At 26.8% G+C, this 16,300-nt stretch carries 13 protein-coding genes; 4 read left to right on the plus strand and 9 right to left on the minus strand.

Annotated elements, in window-relative coordinates; translation table 11 throughout:
* Window positions 1-59: 59 nt before the first annotated feature.
* Window positions 60-1,517 carry a catalase gene (locus ABUA17_RS03340; protein ID WP_042396211.1) on the minus strand — a complete coding sequence of 486 codons (1,458 nt, stop codon included), beginning with the start codon at window positions 1,515-1,517 and terminating at the stop codon, window positions 60-62.
* A gap of 250 nt (window positions 1,518-1,767) precedes the next feature.
* On the opposite strand from ABUA17_RS03340, the gene ABUA17_RS03345 reads away from it, so the two are divergent.
* Entirely contained in the window at window positions 1,768-4,998 is a 3,231-nt protein-coding gene (locus ABUA17_RS03345) for a GGDEF domain-containing protein (RefSeq protein WP_195951231.1), read from the plus strand.
* 62 nt (window positions 4,999-5,060) lie between these two features.
* Here ABUA17_RS03345 and ABUA17_RS03350 read toward each other — a convergent pair whose 3' ends face one another.
* From ABUA17_RS03350 to ABUA17_RS03370, 5 genes are all read right to left on the minus strand, one after another.
* Window positions 5,061-6,665: a putative polysaccharide biosynthesis protein gene (locus ABUA17_RS03350; RefSeq protein WP_042396217.1), complete on the minus strand. Its 1,605-nt coding sequence runs from the start codon at window positions 6,663-6,665 to the stop codon at window positions 5,061-5,063.
* Between the two features lie 20 nt (window positions 6,666-6,685).
* The gene (locus ABUA17_RS03355) at window positions 6,686-7,654 is read right to left on the minus strand and encodes an RluA family pseudouridine synthase (protein WP_042396219.1); all 969 of its coding nucleotides are present in this window, start codon (window positions 7,652-7,654) and stop codon (window positions 6,686-6,688) included.
* A gap of 105 nt (window positions 7,655-7,759) precedes the next feature.
* Window positions 7,760-8,941, minus strand: coding sequence for a M20 metallopeptidase family protein (locus ABUA17_RS03360; RefSeq protein ID WP_154821204.1), 1,182 nt, complete (start codon window positions 8,939-8,941; stop codon window positions 7,760-7,762).
* A gap of 119 nt (window positions 8,942-9,060) precedes the next feature.
* On the minus strand, window positions 9,061-9,447 hold the full coding sequence (locus ABUA17_RS03365) for a hypothetical protein (RefSeq protein ID WP_042396224.1): 387 nt from the start codon (window positions 9,445-9,447) through the stop codon (window positions 9,061-9,063).
* A gap of 81 nt (window positions 9,448-9,528) precedes the next feature.
* Window positions 9,529-11,523, minus strand: coding sequence for an ATP-dependent helicase (locus ABUA17_RS03370; RefSeq protein WP_042396225.1), 1,995 nt, complete (start codon window positions 11,521-11,523; stop codon window positions 9,529-9,531).
* 122 nt (window positions 11,524-11,645) lie between these two features.
* On the opposite strand from ABUA17_RS03370, the gene ABUA17_RS03375 reads away from it, so the two are divergent.
* Complete coding sequence (locus ABUA17_RS03375; protein WP_042396228.1) at window positions 11,646-13,112, plus strand: nicotinate phosphoribosyltransferase; 1,467 nt, start codon at window positions 11,646-11,648, stop codon at window positions 13,110-13,112.
* A gap of 39 nt (window positions 13,113-13,151) precedes the next feature.
* On the opposite strand, the gene ABUA17_RS03380 is transcribed toward ABUA17_RS03375, so the two are convergent.
* Both ABUA17_RS03380 and ABUA17_RS03385 read right to left on the minus strand, forming a co-directional pair.
* The gene (locus tag ABUA17_RS03380) at window positions 13,152-13,376 is read right to left on the minus strand and encodes a hypothetical protein (RefSeq protein ID WP_042396235.1); all 225 of its coding nucleotides are present in this window, start codon (window positions 13,374-13,376) and stop codon (window positions 13,152-13,154) included.
* Between the two features lie 263 nt (window positions 13,377-13,639).
* Complete coding sequence (locus ABUA17_RS03385; RefSeq protein WP_042396237.1) at window positions 13,640-13,969, minus strand: hypothetical protein; 330 nt, start codon at window positions 13,967-13,969, stop codon at window positions 13,640-13,642.
* Window positions 13,970-14,188: 219 nt separating this feature from the next.
* Between ABUA17_RS03385 and perR the strand changes: the two genes are divergently transcribed.
* Both perR and ABUA17_RS03395 read left to right on the plus strand, forming a co-directional pair.
* Complete coding sequence (gene perR, locus ABUA17_RS03390) at window positions 14,189-14,596, plus strand: transcriptional regulator PerR (RefSeq protein ID WP_042396239.1); 408 nt, start codon at window positions 14,189-14,191, stop codon at window positions 14,594-14,596.
* A gap of 75 nt (window positions 14,597-14,671) precedes the next feature.
* The gene (locus ABUA17_RS03395) at window positions 14,672-15,595 is read left to right on the plus strand and encodes a hypothetical protein (protein ID WP_042396241.1); all 924 of its coding nucleotides are present in this window, start codon (window positions 14,672-14,674) and stop codon (window positions 15,593-15,595) included.
* A 149-nt stretch (window positions 15,596-15,744) separates the two neighbouring features.
* Here the strand turns inward: ABUA17_RS03395 and ABUA17_RS03400 are convergent, their stop codons facing one another.
* Window positions 15,745-16,260, minus strand: coding sequence for a hypothetical protein (locus tag ABUA17_RS03400; protein ID WP_042396243.1), 516 nt, complete (start codon window positions 16,258-16,260; stop codon window positions 15,745-15,747).
* Window positions 16,261-16,300 lie beyond the last annotated feature (40 nt).

Genomic DNA, 16,300 nt, shown 5'->3' on the forward strand with positions numbered 1-16,300 from the left:
GGTGAAAAAGCTAGAACAAGTTAAAGCTTTTTCACCTTATTTTTAAAGTCCTCACATTTTTAATCTTTAATTTTTAACCCTTTTTTTATACACTCCCCAAAATCCTTATCTGCTTTTGTAAAATTAGCAATTAATCTTTCCTGAATCTCTCTATTTACTTCTTTTAAATCACATAAAATATTATATATTAAATGTTCTCTCTCCTTTTTTGACAAGCTTCTATACCTTTCTCCAGCTTGAGTAAAATCATCAGCCTTTTCAATCACCTTTCTTACTTCTTCACCGTTCAAACAAATATGTTGACTTGCTATATCCTTTGCCAAATTTGGTTTATTATTGTCAAGCATATTGGGTCTATAATTAACATGTCCAGGATTTCCTCTATATCTCATATTACCATTTTGATGATAATTACAAACCTTAACTTTTGGAGCATTAACAGGAAGTTGATTAAAGTTTGGTCCTAATCTATGCCTTTGAGTATCCCTATATGCAAATAATCTCCCTTGTAATAATTTATCATTTGAAGCCTCAATTCCTGGTACCAAATTTGAAGGTGCAAATGCAGCTTGATTTGTTTCTACAAAAAAATTATCTGGATTTTTATCTAATGTCATAGTTCCAACTTTAATTAATGGAATTTTATCTTCTGGCCATATTTTTGTAGCATCATAAACATCAAAGTTAAGCTTATCAATATCATCCAACTCTAGAATTTGAACATATAAATCATATTTAACTTTTTCTCCTCTAGCTAAACACTCATATAAATCTTGTCTTGCTATATCTGGATTTATTCCTGCTAACATAATTGCTTTATCTCTATCTATTGTTTCAACACCTAAAAGTGGCTTCCAGTGATATTTAATTAACCTTCTCTTTCCCATAGGACATACCCAGACATATGTGTTAACCCCAAATCCCTCCATTTTTCTAAAGCTTTTTATAGTCCCCAGATCTGAATATACATATGTTATCATATTTGTTGATTCAGGATTAACTGAAATAAAATCCCAAAACCTGTTTAAATCAGTTACTCCTGTGTCTGGCGCTGGTTTAAATGCATGAATCATATCTGGAAATTTCAAAGCATCTCTAATAAAAAATACTGGTAAATTATTACCAACAATATCGTAATTCCCCTCATCAGTATAAAATTTAACTGCAAATCCTCTTGGATCCCTCGCTGTATCTGCAGAACCTTCTGAACCTATAACTGTTGAAAATCTTACTAAAACAGGTACTCTTTTATTTTCTTCTGTAAAAACCTTAGCTATTGTATATTTTCTCATAGAATTTGTTACTTCAAAGTATCCATAAGCTGCAGATCCTTTTGCATGTACTACTCTTTCCGGTATTCTCTCCCTATCAAAGCTAGCAAGCTTTTCAATTAAATTGGTATCTTTTAATAAAACAGGACCATCCTCCCCTACAGTTAAAGAGCTTGTATCATTAGAAATAGGAATGCCATTATCAGTGGTTAATGTGCAATCTTTTTCATCTCTTTTATTTTTCATAATTACTCCTTAAAATAAATTTCCTAATATATACTATTCAAATCGTGTTTTTTTTATCTCTTTTCATCTAATAAATGATTAATTTTTGTAAATAATATGATATAATATATATTACTGGTTAAATATCATGGAATTTAATTGTAAATTTAATTTTTTTATATTTTTAAAATTAAATTTAAATACTAAATACTTTATAATTACTATAATTCCACATTAAACACTAATTTTATTTTTTTATTGAGAGGTTATTATGCTAAATATAGATATTGGTCGCTATTCATCTATTTTAAAAGAAATTGAAAGAAATGAAGCAAGTATTTTTTTAATTAAAAAAAATGGACAATCCTTCGATTCAAACTTAAATTATTTAAATAAATCTTCAAATTCAGAATATAATACTTTTTATACAGACTATAAGTTCTACCCCACTTTGGAACCGTATTCACCATTTTGTTCACTAATAAAAAACTTTACGAATACCAAAAAAGACTTAGATTATTTAATGAATGAATTATCTGTATATCCGGCACATAAAGAATTATTCAAAAGTTTTATTTTTAATGGTAAAGCAAATAGAATAGAAGAAATTTTACCCTTTGACTACGCATATGAAAAATCGAGATTTTTCACAGAGTTTTTAAATTTTTTTAATTATTATGGTAAGAAAAAAACACTACTTATTACTTTAGAAAATATAAATTATGCACCTATATCTACCATAAACTGGCTCAAATGGTTATTTACTAGTTCTTCCAATAATAACTTTAAGATAATACTTACACTAAATGATTACCATTATTATAACGAAAATTTTCAAAGCAATTTTGACGACTTAATTCAATTATTAGAATTAGACGGCTTATTACTTGAGTTTTCTAATAAAATTTTAATAAATAAAACTCAAAGCTCTGATAATAATTATATAAATTTAAATAATAGTGATAATTTATTTAACGGCGATAATTACTATAATTTTTTTGCTTTAGAGGAAGCTCTAAATTTTTATAAAATAAATTATGATTTAATAAAAGAAAATAATTCAAAACACACTTTAGAGGAATTATACCTAACTTTATTGAAATTAGGAAATACATATTGCTTATTAGAAAATTATGATGAAAGCTTAAAATATTACGAATTACTCTCAAATGTTTCATTAGAAAATGGAAATGACTATTTTAGACTCATAGCAATTCAAAAGCTTTCTATGATTAATATATTAAAGAAAAAATTTTCTTTAGCCGAAACATTATCAAAACAAAGTTATACACTTTCAAAAAAACTAAATAACGAAGAGCTTATTTTTAATTCCTATTCTTTAATATTTTGGATTAATGAATTTGCTAAATATAGAACAAATTTAAATAAATTTAATTTTGCTAATGAATTTATTTATCTTGCAAAAAAATATAAGCGAAAAAATATGCTTGCATATTTTTTAACTCATTCCTACTATGAAATTGAATATTCAGGTCCTGAAGATAAAAAGATATCATATTCTAACGAAGGGAGACGCTTAGCACTTGAATTAGATAATCAAAATTGTATATTATCTTCTTATCTAAAAACTGCTTTAGTTTACGCTGTAAGAGGTTTTTATAATATAAGTATAACTTATTATAAAAAAGTTGAAGTTTTATTATTGGAAATGAAAGATTATTTTAGACTAGCTCAAACTTATAATGGTATAGGATATTATTATTTAACAAATGAAGATTATATAACAGCTAACTCTTATTACGATTTGGCATTATTAAATTTGAGATATAATTGGAATTTTGATGAAATATGTATGACTATTTTTAATAAAGGATTTAATTTTCTTCTTTCTAATCAATATACAAAAGCAAATGACTGCTTTAACATTTGTTTATCAATATTAAACGTATTAAAAGTAGATAGATTACGTTTGACTACATTAACTAGATTATATGGAATTGTAGGATTAAATAATTTTTACTTAGGAAATTACTATAAAGCGTATTCATTTTTATCAAACATGAAGACTCAATGTAAAGATGCTACAATTAAATTCTTTAAAGATGATGATGATGAATTCTTTTTATCAAATTTTTTACAAGGTCTTTTACTAAAAACAGAAAATAAATTGATAGAAGCTAAATCATTCTTTGAAAAAGCTAACTATTATCTTGGTTTACTTGAAGGATCTTTAAAATGTTTATTACCTAAATTTAATTATGAATACTATTCTTTATTAACTGAATTAGGTAATTTTAATGAAGCTAATAAGTATAAAGAATATGGAATAAGATACTGTAGAGAAAATAATTTTAACTACTATCTTTCTATTCTTGAAGGTAATGATCCTAATCCAATTCAAATACCTCATGATCCATCATCAATGAATTGGGTAGTAGAAGCTGCTAAACAACAAGCATCTTTAAATGAATTAAATTCAAAAGTAGATGAAATAAACTTTTTAAATCTTTTCCAAGAGAACTTATCTTCTTTAGATGATTTAGATAAAGTTTTATCAAGTTCTATGTCCTTAATTGAAAGTAGATTTGCATTAGATTATTCGTTTATGTTATTACACGAAAATTCAACTATAGATTTAATTTATTCTTCAAGTAATGACGATAATATAAATAATAAATTACCAAAACTTATTTCACTATTATCAGATTATAAACAAGGTTTTGTTTATCCTAATCATTCAACGTCATTGACAAATAAATTAAAGTCTTTTATTAACAAAATTGAATTACTAATAAACTCAAATATACATTCATTTATTTTTATTCCTATTTTGAAGGATAATAAATTAAAAGCCTCTTATTTATGCTTAACTAAATCCTCTGGAGAAATGATTAATAATGAAATTACACTTAACAATGAATTTTTACGCTTAATAAACTTAACAACTAAACAGTTATTTGAAACTATTCGAAGAATTGAAGGACAACAAAAATTATTACAAAGTGCTTATACAGATATGCTAACTGGAATTTGTAATAGACAAGGATTTTATAATAGACTTTCAAACTTATTAGATTATAATCCTAATGATTCAAATACTGTAACATTATTTTATATCGACTTGGATAACTTTAAATACTACAATGATTCTTTTGGACATAAAATTGGGGATCAAGTATTAATTTGGTTTGCAGAAATACTCAACTCTGTAACGCCTAAACATAATTCACCTATTAGATACGGTGGAGATGAATTTTTACTTTTACTACAAGATTATTCTAATGAAGAAATTTTATCAGTGGCAAATAACATATATAATTCTTTAGAAAAATATATTGGCTTTAGTGATAGAATATCAAAAATCTTGATGAAAGATATCACTATCCCCAACGAAAAACTATTATCATGCTCTATTGGTATAATAACAATGAATATAACAAGCTGTACTACTATGTCTGATTTAATTGAAAGTGCTGATCATGCAATGTATGAAGCAAAAAAACGTGGAAAACATCAATTTATAGTTGCTAACAATATATAAATATAAATGGTCTGTTACTTAACGTAACAGACCATTTATATTTATATTTATATTTATATTATTTACATATTCTTTCTTAAAAATCTTGGTAATAAAGTAAATAACTTAGGTGAAATCATATCTAAATCTTTCTTCTTTATACCACCAAGGAAAATCATAGCTACAAAGTATACAGCTCCACCTATAGCAATTAACATTAAAGCTACTATTGACGTTATAGCCCTTCCACCTTGTACTATATTCATAAATCTATTTATTGGAATTTTACATAATGAGATACTTAATGCCATAACACACGAAGCTAATAATGGTACTAAAGCCATTTTAACTATAGGTATTCTCATTTTAAATATTCTTCTTAATCTATTATGATTTATTATTACAGGAACTAAAAAAGCAAAGAAACTTGCAAATACAGCTCCTAATATATTAATATCCTTTATTCCAACTAAAAAATAGTTAATAACAAATTTTATTATAATACTTAAAAAAGCAGTGCTTAATACTAAATATAATTTATTTATTCCTTGAAGAATAGTATTTTGTATAGCTGAAAGTGACATAAAAATCAACACAACAGAACCATACATCAATAATTGATATCCCTCTGTACTACCATAAATCATAATATATACTTCTTTACTTAGCATAGATAAACCAACTGCTGCTGGTATTGTTATTAAATAAGTTAATCTAAAGCTATATGCTATATGTGATTTTAACTCTTTCTTTTTCTTTGTTGTAAATGCATTTATTATTCTTGGAAAAATTGCTGAACTTAATGCTGTTACTATTGATAACGGTACATAAAGCAATGTATTATAACATCCTAGTATTCCATATAACTCAGTTGCTCTATTATCATTAAAACCAGCTGCAAGAAGTCTTCCCTTTACATTTATAGTATCAATCATACCACTTGAATTTTGTAATGCAGCTACCATTATTATCGGCACTCCATACTTAACAAGTTTTTTTAGTATCATTTTATCACTAATATGTTTTTCTGCTTTATTTTCTTCTTCTGCTCTTTCTTCTAATCTATTTCTATCATATATTATTAAGATAAATATAAGTGCTACAATTGCACCTATAGTTGTACCTACAGTACCTCCAGCACTTCCCCATTCTATGCTTATTCCTACAAGCACAAAAGCAAATATTAAACTTAAAACTACGTTAACAAGCTGCTCTATAACTTGCGAAATAGCTAGAGTCTTCATTTCCTCTATACCTTGAAGGTATCCTCTATATGTAGCTAATAAACAGCTAAAAAATACTGTTGGAGCTAGAAACATTAAAGAAAGTGTTGCTGTTTCCCATTTAGTTATTTTAGCAATCGGTCCGATAAGCATCATAAATGCAATTGTAATAATAGCACCGATAATCGCTAAATACCTTCTTGCTAATTTCATTGCCCTTAATGCATCTTCTTCATGTCCTAAAGCCCTTAATTCCGATACAACCTTTGCAACTGCTGGTTGTGCTCCTAAGCTTGTAATAGCTAATATAAAAACAAAATAACTGTAACTTGCATTATATATTCCTATTCCTGTTGTACCAATTATAGCTCTTAACAATGGAATATATGCTGCTGACATTACTTTTACAAGTATCCCCGCTATAGATAATATAAGAAAACTACGACCCACTGATTTCTCTTCCATAACTTTCCCCTTTTATGATCTTATATAGTAAATTTAAATACATCCTTCTTAATCTTTTTAAACATTGGCGGAAGCGCTTCTGCTATTGTTTTATTCTTTAAATACTCAAGTTTCCCATTAGCGCCCTTAAAAATAAGCTTATAAGCATAAAGGAATTGATAATTTAATCCAAACTTATTATCAAAGAATGAATTTAACTTTTTATCTCCATACTTAAAGTCACCTATGATAGGATTTCCTAAATGACTTAAATGTGCTCTAATTTGATGGCTTCTACCTGTAATAAGGTCAATTTCTAGTAATGAATATGCTCCATTAGTTTGAACTGTCTTTACTTCCATAGCAATTTCCTTAGTGTTAGGTCTCTTTTCATCATATACCTTAGATATATTTTCATTTTCATCTTTTGAAATATATCCTTTGTATACTCCATCTTTTATTTTACCTTTTACTAACGCATTATAATACTTCTTAACATTACCTTCTCTAATCATTTCGTTCATAGTTCTTAATGACTCAAAATTCTTTCCAAAAATAACTACTCCTGAAGTATTTCTATCTAATCTATTGCATGGAGCCGGTGTAAATGTTTTTTCTTTTTCTGGTAAGTAATCACCTTTTCCATTTAAATAAGACAATACATAATCTGTAAGTGAAGGTTCTGCTCCCTTTTGATCTGGATGTACTAAAACCCCAGGCCATTTTTCAACAATTAAAATGTTCTCGTCTTCATATGTAATCATAAGTCCGCTTGAATTTACTTTAATAAATGTATCTTCTTTTTTCTCTTGCTTACTTTGTAAATATCTAATTTCAATTACATCCCCAAATTCTAATGGATAATTTTCTTTTTTCTTTACTCCATTAACTCTAATGTCACCCTTTCTTAAAGCTTTAAAAATAGCACTTAATGGAACATCCTTTAAATACTTTCTTAAAAACTTATCCAATCTTTGCCCTGCTTCATTTGTTCCTATTTCAATTTTCAAAAAACCAACTCCTATATTGTATGACTGTTTACAATTATTTAACATAACTATAAACAGTCTATTTTTTTGTCATTTTATCCATTTTAATAGATTAATATTATTTTCTTATCTTGTCAAATAATTTACCGCAATTTCACATTGAATTGCCACTCCAATTGGCAATGCATCCTCATCTATATCAAATAAACTATTATGTGCTGGATAAATTATTCCTTTCTTCTCATTTCTTATTCCTAAGAAATAAAATACTGAAGGTACTTCGTTTGCAAAGTATGCAAAACTTTCAACACCTAATTTAGGATTCTTTTGCAACTTAACATTTTCTTCACCAATTACTTCCTTAGCGCTTTTTTCTAATAATTCCACCATGTCATCATCATTATATAAACATGGATAAGATTCTTCAATCTCAATTTCTGCACTTCCTCTAAAAGTTGCACAAACACCATTTACAATTTCTTTTAACCTTCTTTTTGCAAACTCTCTATCTTCCATAGTCATAGTTCTAATAATACCAGCCAATTTCACTTCACTTGGAATAATGTTTTGAGCAGTCCCACCATGAATACTACCAATTGTAACTACAGCTGGATTAACTGGTTTTATCTCCCTACTTACTATACCTTGAAGCGAAGTAACAACATGACTTGCTATAACTATTGGATCGATTGCAGTATCTGGATAAGCTCCATGCCCTCCAGCCCCTTTAATAGTTATACTAAATGGATTTGAAGCTGCATTTACTGTCCCCTTTTTAACCATAATAGTTCCACAATCAATAGTTTCTTCAACATGTAGTCCACACATCACATCAACTTTAGGATTTTCAAGTACTCCTTCTTCTATCATTACCTTTGCTCCACCAGTAGTTTCTTCTGCTGGTTCAAAAATAAGTTTTACTGTTCCACTAAACTCAGCTTTATACTTATTTAATATCTTAGCAACCCCTAGAAGAATTGTTGTATGTCCATCATGACCACAAGCATGCATTTTTCCTTTAACCTTAGAAGCATACTGACAACTCTTTTTATCTTGCATTGGTAGTCCATCAATATCTGCTCTTAAAGCAATAACTTTTTTATTTCCTTCTTTAGTTCCATTGATAATTCCACAAACTCCAGTTTTTGCAAACTCCTTAAATTCAATTCCCTCTTTGATTAAAAACTCTTTTATATATCTTGAAGTATTAGTCTCCTCAAACCCTAATTCTGGATATTGATGAAGAGTTCTTCTTATTTCTTTTAATTCTTCTTTAATATTATGTGCTTCTAAATTAAAATTTTTCATTATAAACTTCTCCCCAAAAAATTTACAGGCTTATATTTGAAATATAAGCCTATTGAATTAATTATATATTATGTATTTCTTTTATTCAATTAGTTTAATAATTTATAGATTTTTTAATACTATCTTAACATTTTCTCCAGTTCATATAATCTAAATCTTTCAGGTTGTTGGAATTCTGCACCTGATGCTCTCTTTTCAATTAACTTTTTATACTCCTCAAATTGTGCATCGCCTAGCTTTTTTCTTATCACATTTAATTCACATTCCCTAATATATTCTCTTTCTTCTTGTGATAATACAACATATTTATTTAATTTATTTATTATTTCACTTAAATTATCTTTTTCTTCACTGCTAAGTAAATCTTCATTTTTATCTATAAATGCTTCTATTTTTTGCCCTTCTTCAGGTGAATATGCTTCAGGATAAAGCTGACATAGGTTTATCCCTATAAACAAAGTACATGTAAATATCAATAGTTTAAGAATTTTTATATATTTTTCCATAGCTACTCCTACCTTCTAGTAAAAGATTTTCCTGTATCATTTAATATTATTACCAGAATAATAAATATTAATTAAATAAAGTTACTTAATTAATATAATCAAATTATTTTCCATTAATACTCGTAGAGAAAATGTTCTTAAAATTTCTTCTTTAAAATCTAAAGTTATTTTATCACCTTCTATAGACTTAACCTTACCATCTCCATATTGTCTATGATAAACACTATCTCCAGTTTTAATACCATAATCTACAACGCTACTTTCCTCTTCTAATCCACTCTCTAAAATAAATCTAGACATATCACTAAACTTACCTCTTATAGTCTTAGGTGAAAAGACATATAAATTTTTAATAGCTCTAGTAATTGCAACATAAAAAAGTCTTCTTTCCTCTTCTAAGTTATCTTCCATTGATGACTTATGTGGAATAGTTTCTTCATTACAATCTATAATAAATACATTTTTAAATTCCATTCCTTTTACGCCATGGATTGTACTCAAAATAACCCCATCTTGAACTACCTTACTCTTTTCTATTTCTTCCTTAACATTTTCTACATGAGCCAAAAATTCAACAATAGTTTTAAAACCTTCTGCTGCACCTTTTAATTCTTCTAATACATCTTCTAAATCACTAAAATTTTGATTAAATTTATTAGCATATTCTCTTAAATAATCAATATATCCAAGTGAAGATATTATATATTGAATTGCACTACCTAATGAAATTTTATTAAGATATATAATTTCCTTCTTTAACTCATCAAGTTTCTTTGCTTGAAATGGAGGTATATCATTTTTATTAATTAAAATATCAAAAACATTTCTATGCTCCCTATATGAAGAAACATAACTCAAATTACTTTTACTTACATATCTAAATGGCTTATTAATAATTGAATTAAAAGCTTCTTTATTAAATTGATCTATAGATAAAGTTAAATAATTTATTATATCCTTACATATAAAATGTTCAAAGAAATTATATCCTTTATCTAATAAAACAAAAGGTATTTTTCTTCTAGTAAAAGTATCAACTAAACTTCTTGCTTCCATATTTGTTCTATAAAGCACTGCATTATTACTGTAATTTTCTCCAACAAAACTTTTTATAATATTTGCTATTTCTTCTCCTTGAGCAAATTCATTATAAGGCTTAAATAACTTAACAACTCCCTTATCACTTTCATAAGAAATTATTTCCTTATTATTTCTACCTAAATTATTAGCAATTAATTTCTTAGATATATCTACAATATTTTTTTTACTTCTGTAATTTGTTGATAAATATACCTTCTTACCATCTTTAAATGACTTTGAAAAATTTATCATATACTCTGGCTTTGAGCCTCTAAATGAATAAATACATTGATCTTCATCACCTACGGCAAATAATTCATTTTGAGGATTTATCATCTTAATAAATTCTATTTGAAGTTCATCACAATCTTGAAATTCGTCGACTAATACATACTTAAATATCTCTTTATATTTACTTAAAATATTTTTGTTATTTTTAAACAAATATAATACCCTAATAGATAAATCATCAAAGTCCCATAACTTCTCTTTAGTTTTATATTCTTCATAATGTTCATAGCATTCTTTAAATATTTCCATAGAAATTGAAGGCTTAAAGTTTTCTATATCGCCTAAAGAAGTTTTAAAAAGAGAAATATTATTTAAAACCTCTCGTATTTTATCATCATTAACATCATCAAAATACTTTCCTAATACACTCTTTACAATTCCATGTCCTTTCCCATTGTCAATTATATTTATTTCATAACCTTCCCTTAATAAAATTTTATAAAACAATCCATGAAATGTTCCAAAAAACGGAGCCACATTTTTATTGAAATTATTCTTATACCTTGTTTTCATATTTTCTGCAGCAGCACGTGTAAAAGTAATAACAATTATGTTCCCTATCTTTACCTTTCTTTCTTCAATTAAATAATTAACTCTATTAATTATTACTGTAGTCTTACCACTACCTGGAGCTGCTACTACTAAAGTGTTCTTATCTTTTATATTAATAGCTTTCACCTGATAACTGTCTAATAATATCTTCATATGTTCTCCTTTAAGTTATTTATTTTAATTATCTCCATAATTATTATATAAATAACTATATTGTAATAATTTATATATAGTTGTACAATAACTTTAGGTATTTTTCAATAAAGGAGATAAATATGGAAAATTTAATGAGATTTGATGTTACCAATGAAAGAAATCTTACTATGTTAGTAGATTTTTATGAATTAACAATGGCTAATGGCTACTTTAATAAGGGTGTTCAAGATAGAATAGCTTATTTTGATATGTATTTTAGAAGAGTTCCTGATGGCGGTGGATATTGTATAATGGCTGGTGTAGATCAGCTTATTGAATATTTAAATAACCTTTCTTTTACAGAAAGTGATATAAAATATTTAGAAGAAAAAAATCTTTTCTCTGAGGAATTTTTAGATTACTTAAGAAATTTTAAGTTTACTTGTGATGTATGGGCTATTCCTGAAGGAAATCCTGTATTCCCTAATCAACCTTTAGTAACTGTTAGAGGACCTGTTGTTCAAGCTCAATTTATTGAAACTATGATTCTTTTAACAATTAATCATCAAACTTTAATTGCTACTAAAGCTAATAGAATTTGTAGAGCTGCTGATGGTAGAACTGTTATGGAATTTGGTTCTAGACGAGCTCAAGGCTATGACGGTGCTATTTACGGTGCAAGAGCTTCTATAATAGGTGGATGTGATTCTACAGCTTGTACAATTGCTGATAAATATTTTAATATTCCTGCAGTTGGAACAATGGCGCACAGCTGGGTTCAATTATTCGATACTGAATATGAAGCATTTAAATCATGGGCAGAAACTTATCCTGATAATTGTTCTTTACTTATTGATACTTATAATGTTCTAAAATCTGGCTTGCCAAATGCTATTAAAGTATTTGATGAAGTATTAGCCCCTCTTGGGAAAAGACCTACAGGAATAAGAATAGATTCTGGAGATATAACTTACTTAACTAAAAAATGTAGAAAAACTTTAGATGCTGCAGGTTATCCAGATTGTAAGATAATAGTTTCTAACTCACTTGATGAACACATAATAAGAGATGTGTTAGCTCAAGGAGCTTGTATAGATTCATTTGGGGTTGGTGAAAGATTAATAACAGCTAAATCAGAACCTGTATTTGGAGGCGTATATAAACTAGTTGCTGTAGAAAAAGATTCTACCGTGATTCCTAAAATAAAAATTAGTGAAAATAGTGAAAAAATAACTAACCCTGGCTTCAAAAAAATATTTAGATTATTTGATAAGACTACAGATGTAGCTATTGCTGATGTTATTGCCTTAAATGATGAAGTAATCGATGAAAGTTCTGAATTAGAAATTTTCGATCCTGTTCATACTTGGAAAAGAAAGAAAGTTACTAATTTCTATGCAAAAGATTTATTAGTTAAAATCTTTGATAATGGTAATCAAGTGTATACTTCACCTTCTGTACTTGATATTAAAAAGTTTTCAAAACAAGAAACTTCAAAGTTATGGCCTGAAATTTTAAGATTCGAAAATCCTCATACTTACTACGTGGACCTTTCACCTAAACTTTGGAATTTAAAACAAGAGTTATTAATTGAAAAATCTAAGTAAATTAAAAGAGTCACCGAGAAAACACTCAGTGACTCTTATTTATTCATCTTTATACCCTATATAAGAAGGTATCATATATTCTAGCTTAGTATTTTGAGAATATGCAAAATCCTCATCAAGTATATCCTTAAAAACAACCTTTTCCTCTGCTAAATGTTCAATAAAAGGGCAAATTTCATTGTTATTTAGAGCTGGACTCATTGGACACTCATTACTACAACTAACTTTTTCCCTTCTGCTTGACCAAAATGGACATTTACTCATAACCCATACCCCCACTTACTTGTAAACGAAATCACATACTTATTATATATGATTTTTATCAATAAATAAACACTTCTACATATTTTTATGACATTTTACAAAAATTTTACTTTCGATAAATATTAATTTGATATCTCACTATTTTATACTATTTATATATAATATAACATAATTTCTCATTAAATCAATATTTTTATAATATTTCAATAAAAAAAGAACTAATTTCTCATCAAAATTAGTTCTTTTTTACTATTTCTTTTTTTCTATCTCTTTAATGCTGAGTTCTTAACTACAGAAATTTTAATTATTTCATTTTGGAATGCTTTTAATAAAGCTTTTTCTAAAACCTTTTGTTGATCAAAGTTCTCAATATCTTTACATTCAGCAAAAACTTTATTTAATTCACCATCAACATTAGTATAAGTTAATGTAACATAAGGTTTTTCATACTCAACATTAACTATTTTTAATCCCCATGATATTTGTGCATAATCCCCGTCAAGAGTTAATTTAGTTAAAGATTTTAATTTTTCATTTTCTTCGCTAGGATCATTAATTATTAATAATTCATCGCCTACTTTATATTTTGCCATAAAAATTCTCCTCCTTAATTTAAACATAATACTAAACTTTATATTATGCAATTTACATCTTTTATATGTGCAAATTAATTCTTCTTATAAAATATCACAATATGTATATATTTACAATATTATTTTATTTATACCACTTTATTAATTAATAAATATTATTGACAAAGAATAATATTTTCTTATATAATTATATTAAATAAATATAGGAAGGTGTCATTAATGGATGATATAATTTTAACATTTAAAGAAAAGAAATTAAAATTAACGCCCCAAAGATTAGCTGTTTATCAATATTTAAAAAGCACAAGTGAACACCCTTCAGCCGAAACAATTTATAAAGCATTACAACCTAACTATCCAACAATGAGTCTTGCTACCGTTTACAAAACTCTAAAAACCTTAGTTGAAATAGGATTGGTTCAAGAATTAAATGTTGGTGAAGGAAACTTTAGATATGATGGAAACTGTAGTGAACATGGTCACATACAATGTATTCAATGTGGTAAAGTTGATGATTTATGCGACATAGATTTTTCACCATTAAATAAAATGGTTGAAGAAAATACTCACTATAATGTAAAATGGAACAAACTTTTCTTCTATGGATTATGTAAAGATTGTCAGTAGTATTCTACTGACTTTTTTTCTTGCTTAAAGTTATTTATTGTATAGCAATCACATATACTTTACTGAGGTGATGCTATGTTTAATTTTAATTTACAAAAAAAGAACTTTTTAAAATTAATACCATTAATTTTTTTTGTAATCATTTTAGGATTATATTTAAATACATACATGAGAAATTCACAAACTCTATCAAATGCATATAATAGCAATAAAAATAATCAGGAATATGATTTTGATGGCGATGGCGAAAATGATGAGTTATCCATTATCTCTACCAATTCAACTTATTCAATAAAAATTAAAAACTCTCTGGGAGAAACATTATTAAAAAGTAACGAATTTGACTATTCTTTACTTGATATTTCTCCATCTTGCGCTATAAAAATTTCATACATAGATTTGAATAGAAATAAGATTCCCGAAATAATAATAAGTGGATTAAAAAACAACAAATCAACTTTTTATATTTTTAAATGGGAAAATAATAGCTTTCAAGAAGTATTTTTTACTCAAAATAATATATTATCTATTTTAGACTTTAACAATTCGAAAACCCCTAAAATTTATACAACATCTTCTTCTAAGGGTGATGAAGCTACAGAAGGCTATATTTTAAATTCTACCACACTGAAAGATATTAGTTTTAGTTCACCAAAGATACCTTCACTTAATTCTATTCAATTATTAATAGATTGTGTTGAGGCTGATTATGAGCTCGATGATGCTCCAGATATATTTACCTCTACAATAGAAAGTGATCAATTAGGACTATTATGGAATTTAGATAAAAGTAATTATAGATATTCATTTCAAAAAGCTTATTGTTATGATACTACTTGGAATGAATTTGGTAATACATCTTCATTATGTTGGATACTATCTTTCGAGAAAATCAATTTTACTAGCTCTGATTCAAAACCAAAAGAACTCCTCTTATATGTTACTGCAGAAATAGATGAATCAAATCAATTTAAAATATCTTCCATAATAAAAAAGTAATATAAAAGGCCGCTAAAAAAAGCGGCCTAAAAGGGGGATGGGGGGGTTTAGCTTAATGAAGATTTCTCTTCATTCGCTATAGGAGAATACTCTCCGGTACATTAATAGTATTAACCTTTTACTCAATTTTATACACCTTTAAAATTTTATTACTCATCAAATATACCATCGTTATACATAGTAATTACCCTATCGATGAATCTACCTCTCTCGCCACCTACAATACTTCTAATAGCTCTAAGCATTTGAATATTCTCATCATTTCTTTCTCCTTTACCAGCAAAACTTTCATTTGTAGTAAAGTTTAAATCATCATCTATAGTATTAACATTCTCATTATTTGAAGAATATTGATTGTTATCATTTGAATTATTTCTTATATTTGATTCATTTCCCATATTGTTTATATTCCCCATTAAATTTCCCAAGTTTAAATTATTAAAATCAAATCCTTGTGTATTCATTGATTGTAATAAACTATTTATTTGATTCATATCAATATTTCCAAACATACTACTTAATAATTGATTAGGGTTTATACCAAATGGTCCATTATTATATGTTGGTCTACTATTAGTATTGGCATTTACGTTAGCATTATTTCTATTATCACTTGTACCTTCACGTCTAGTATCGCTTCTATTTTTATGCTTACGCTTGGACATATAAGTACCTCCAAATTATTTCTTTACTCCATTATATGTA

Origin of the sequence: Clostridium sp. RTP31139st1_H3_RTP31139_211217, from assembly GCF_040227035.1 — a bacterium.
GTDB lineage: Bacteria > Bacillota > Clostridia > Clostridiales > Clostridiaceae > Clostridium > Clostridium saudiense.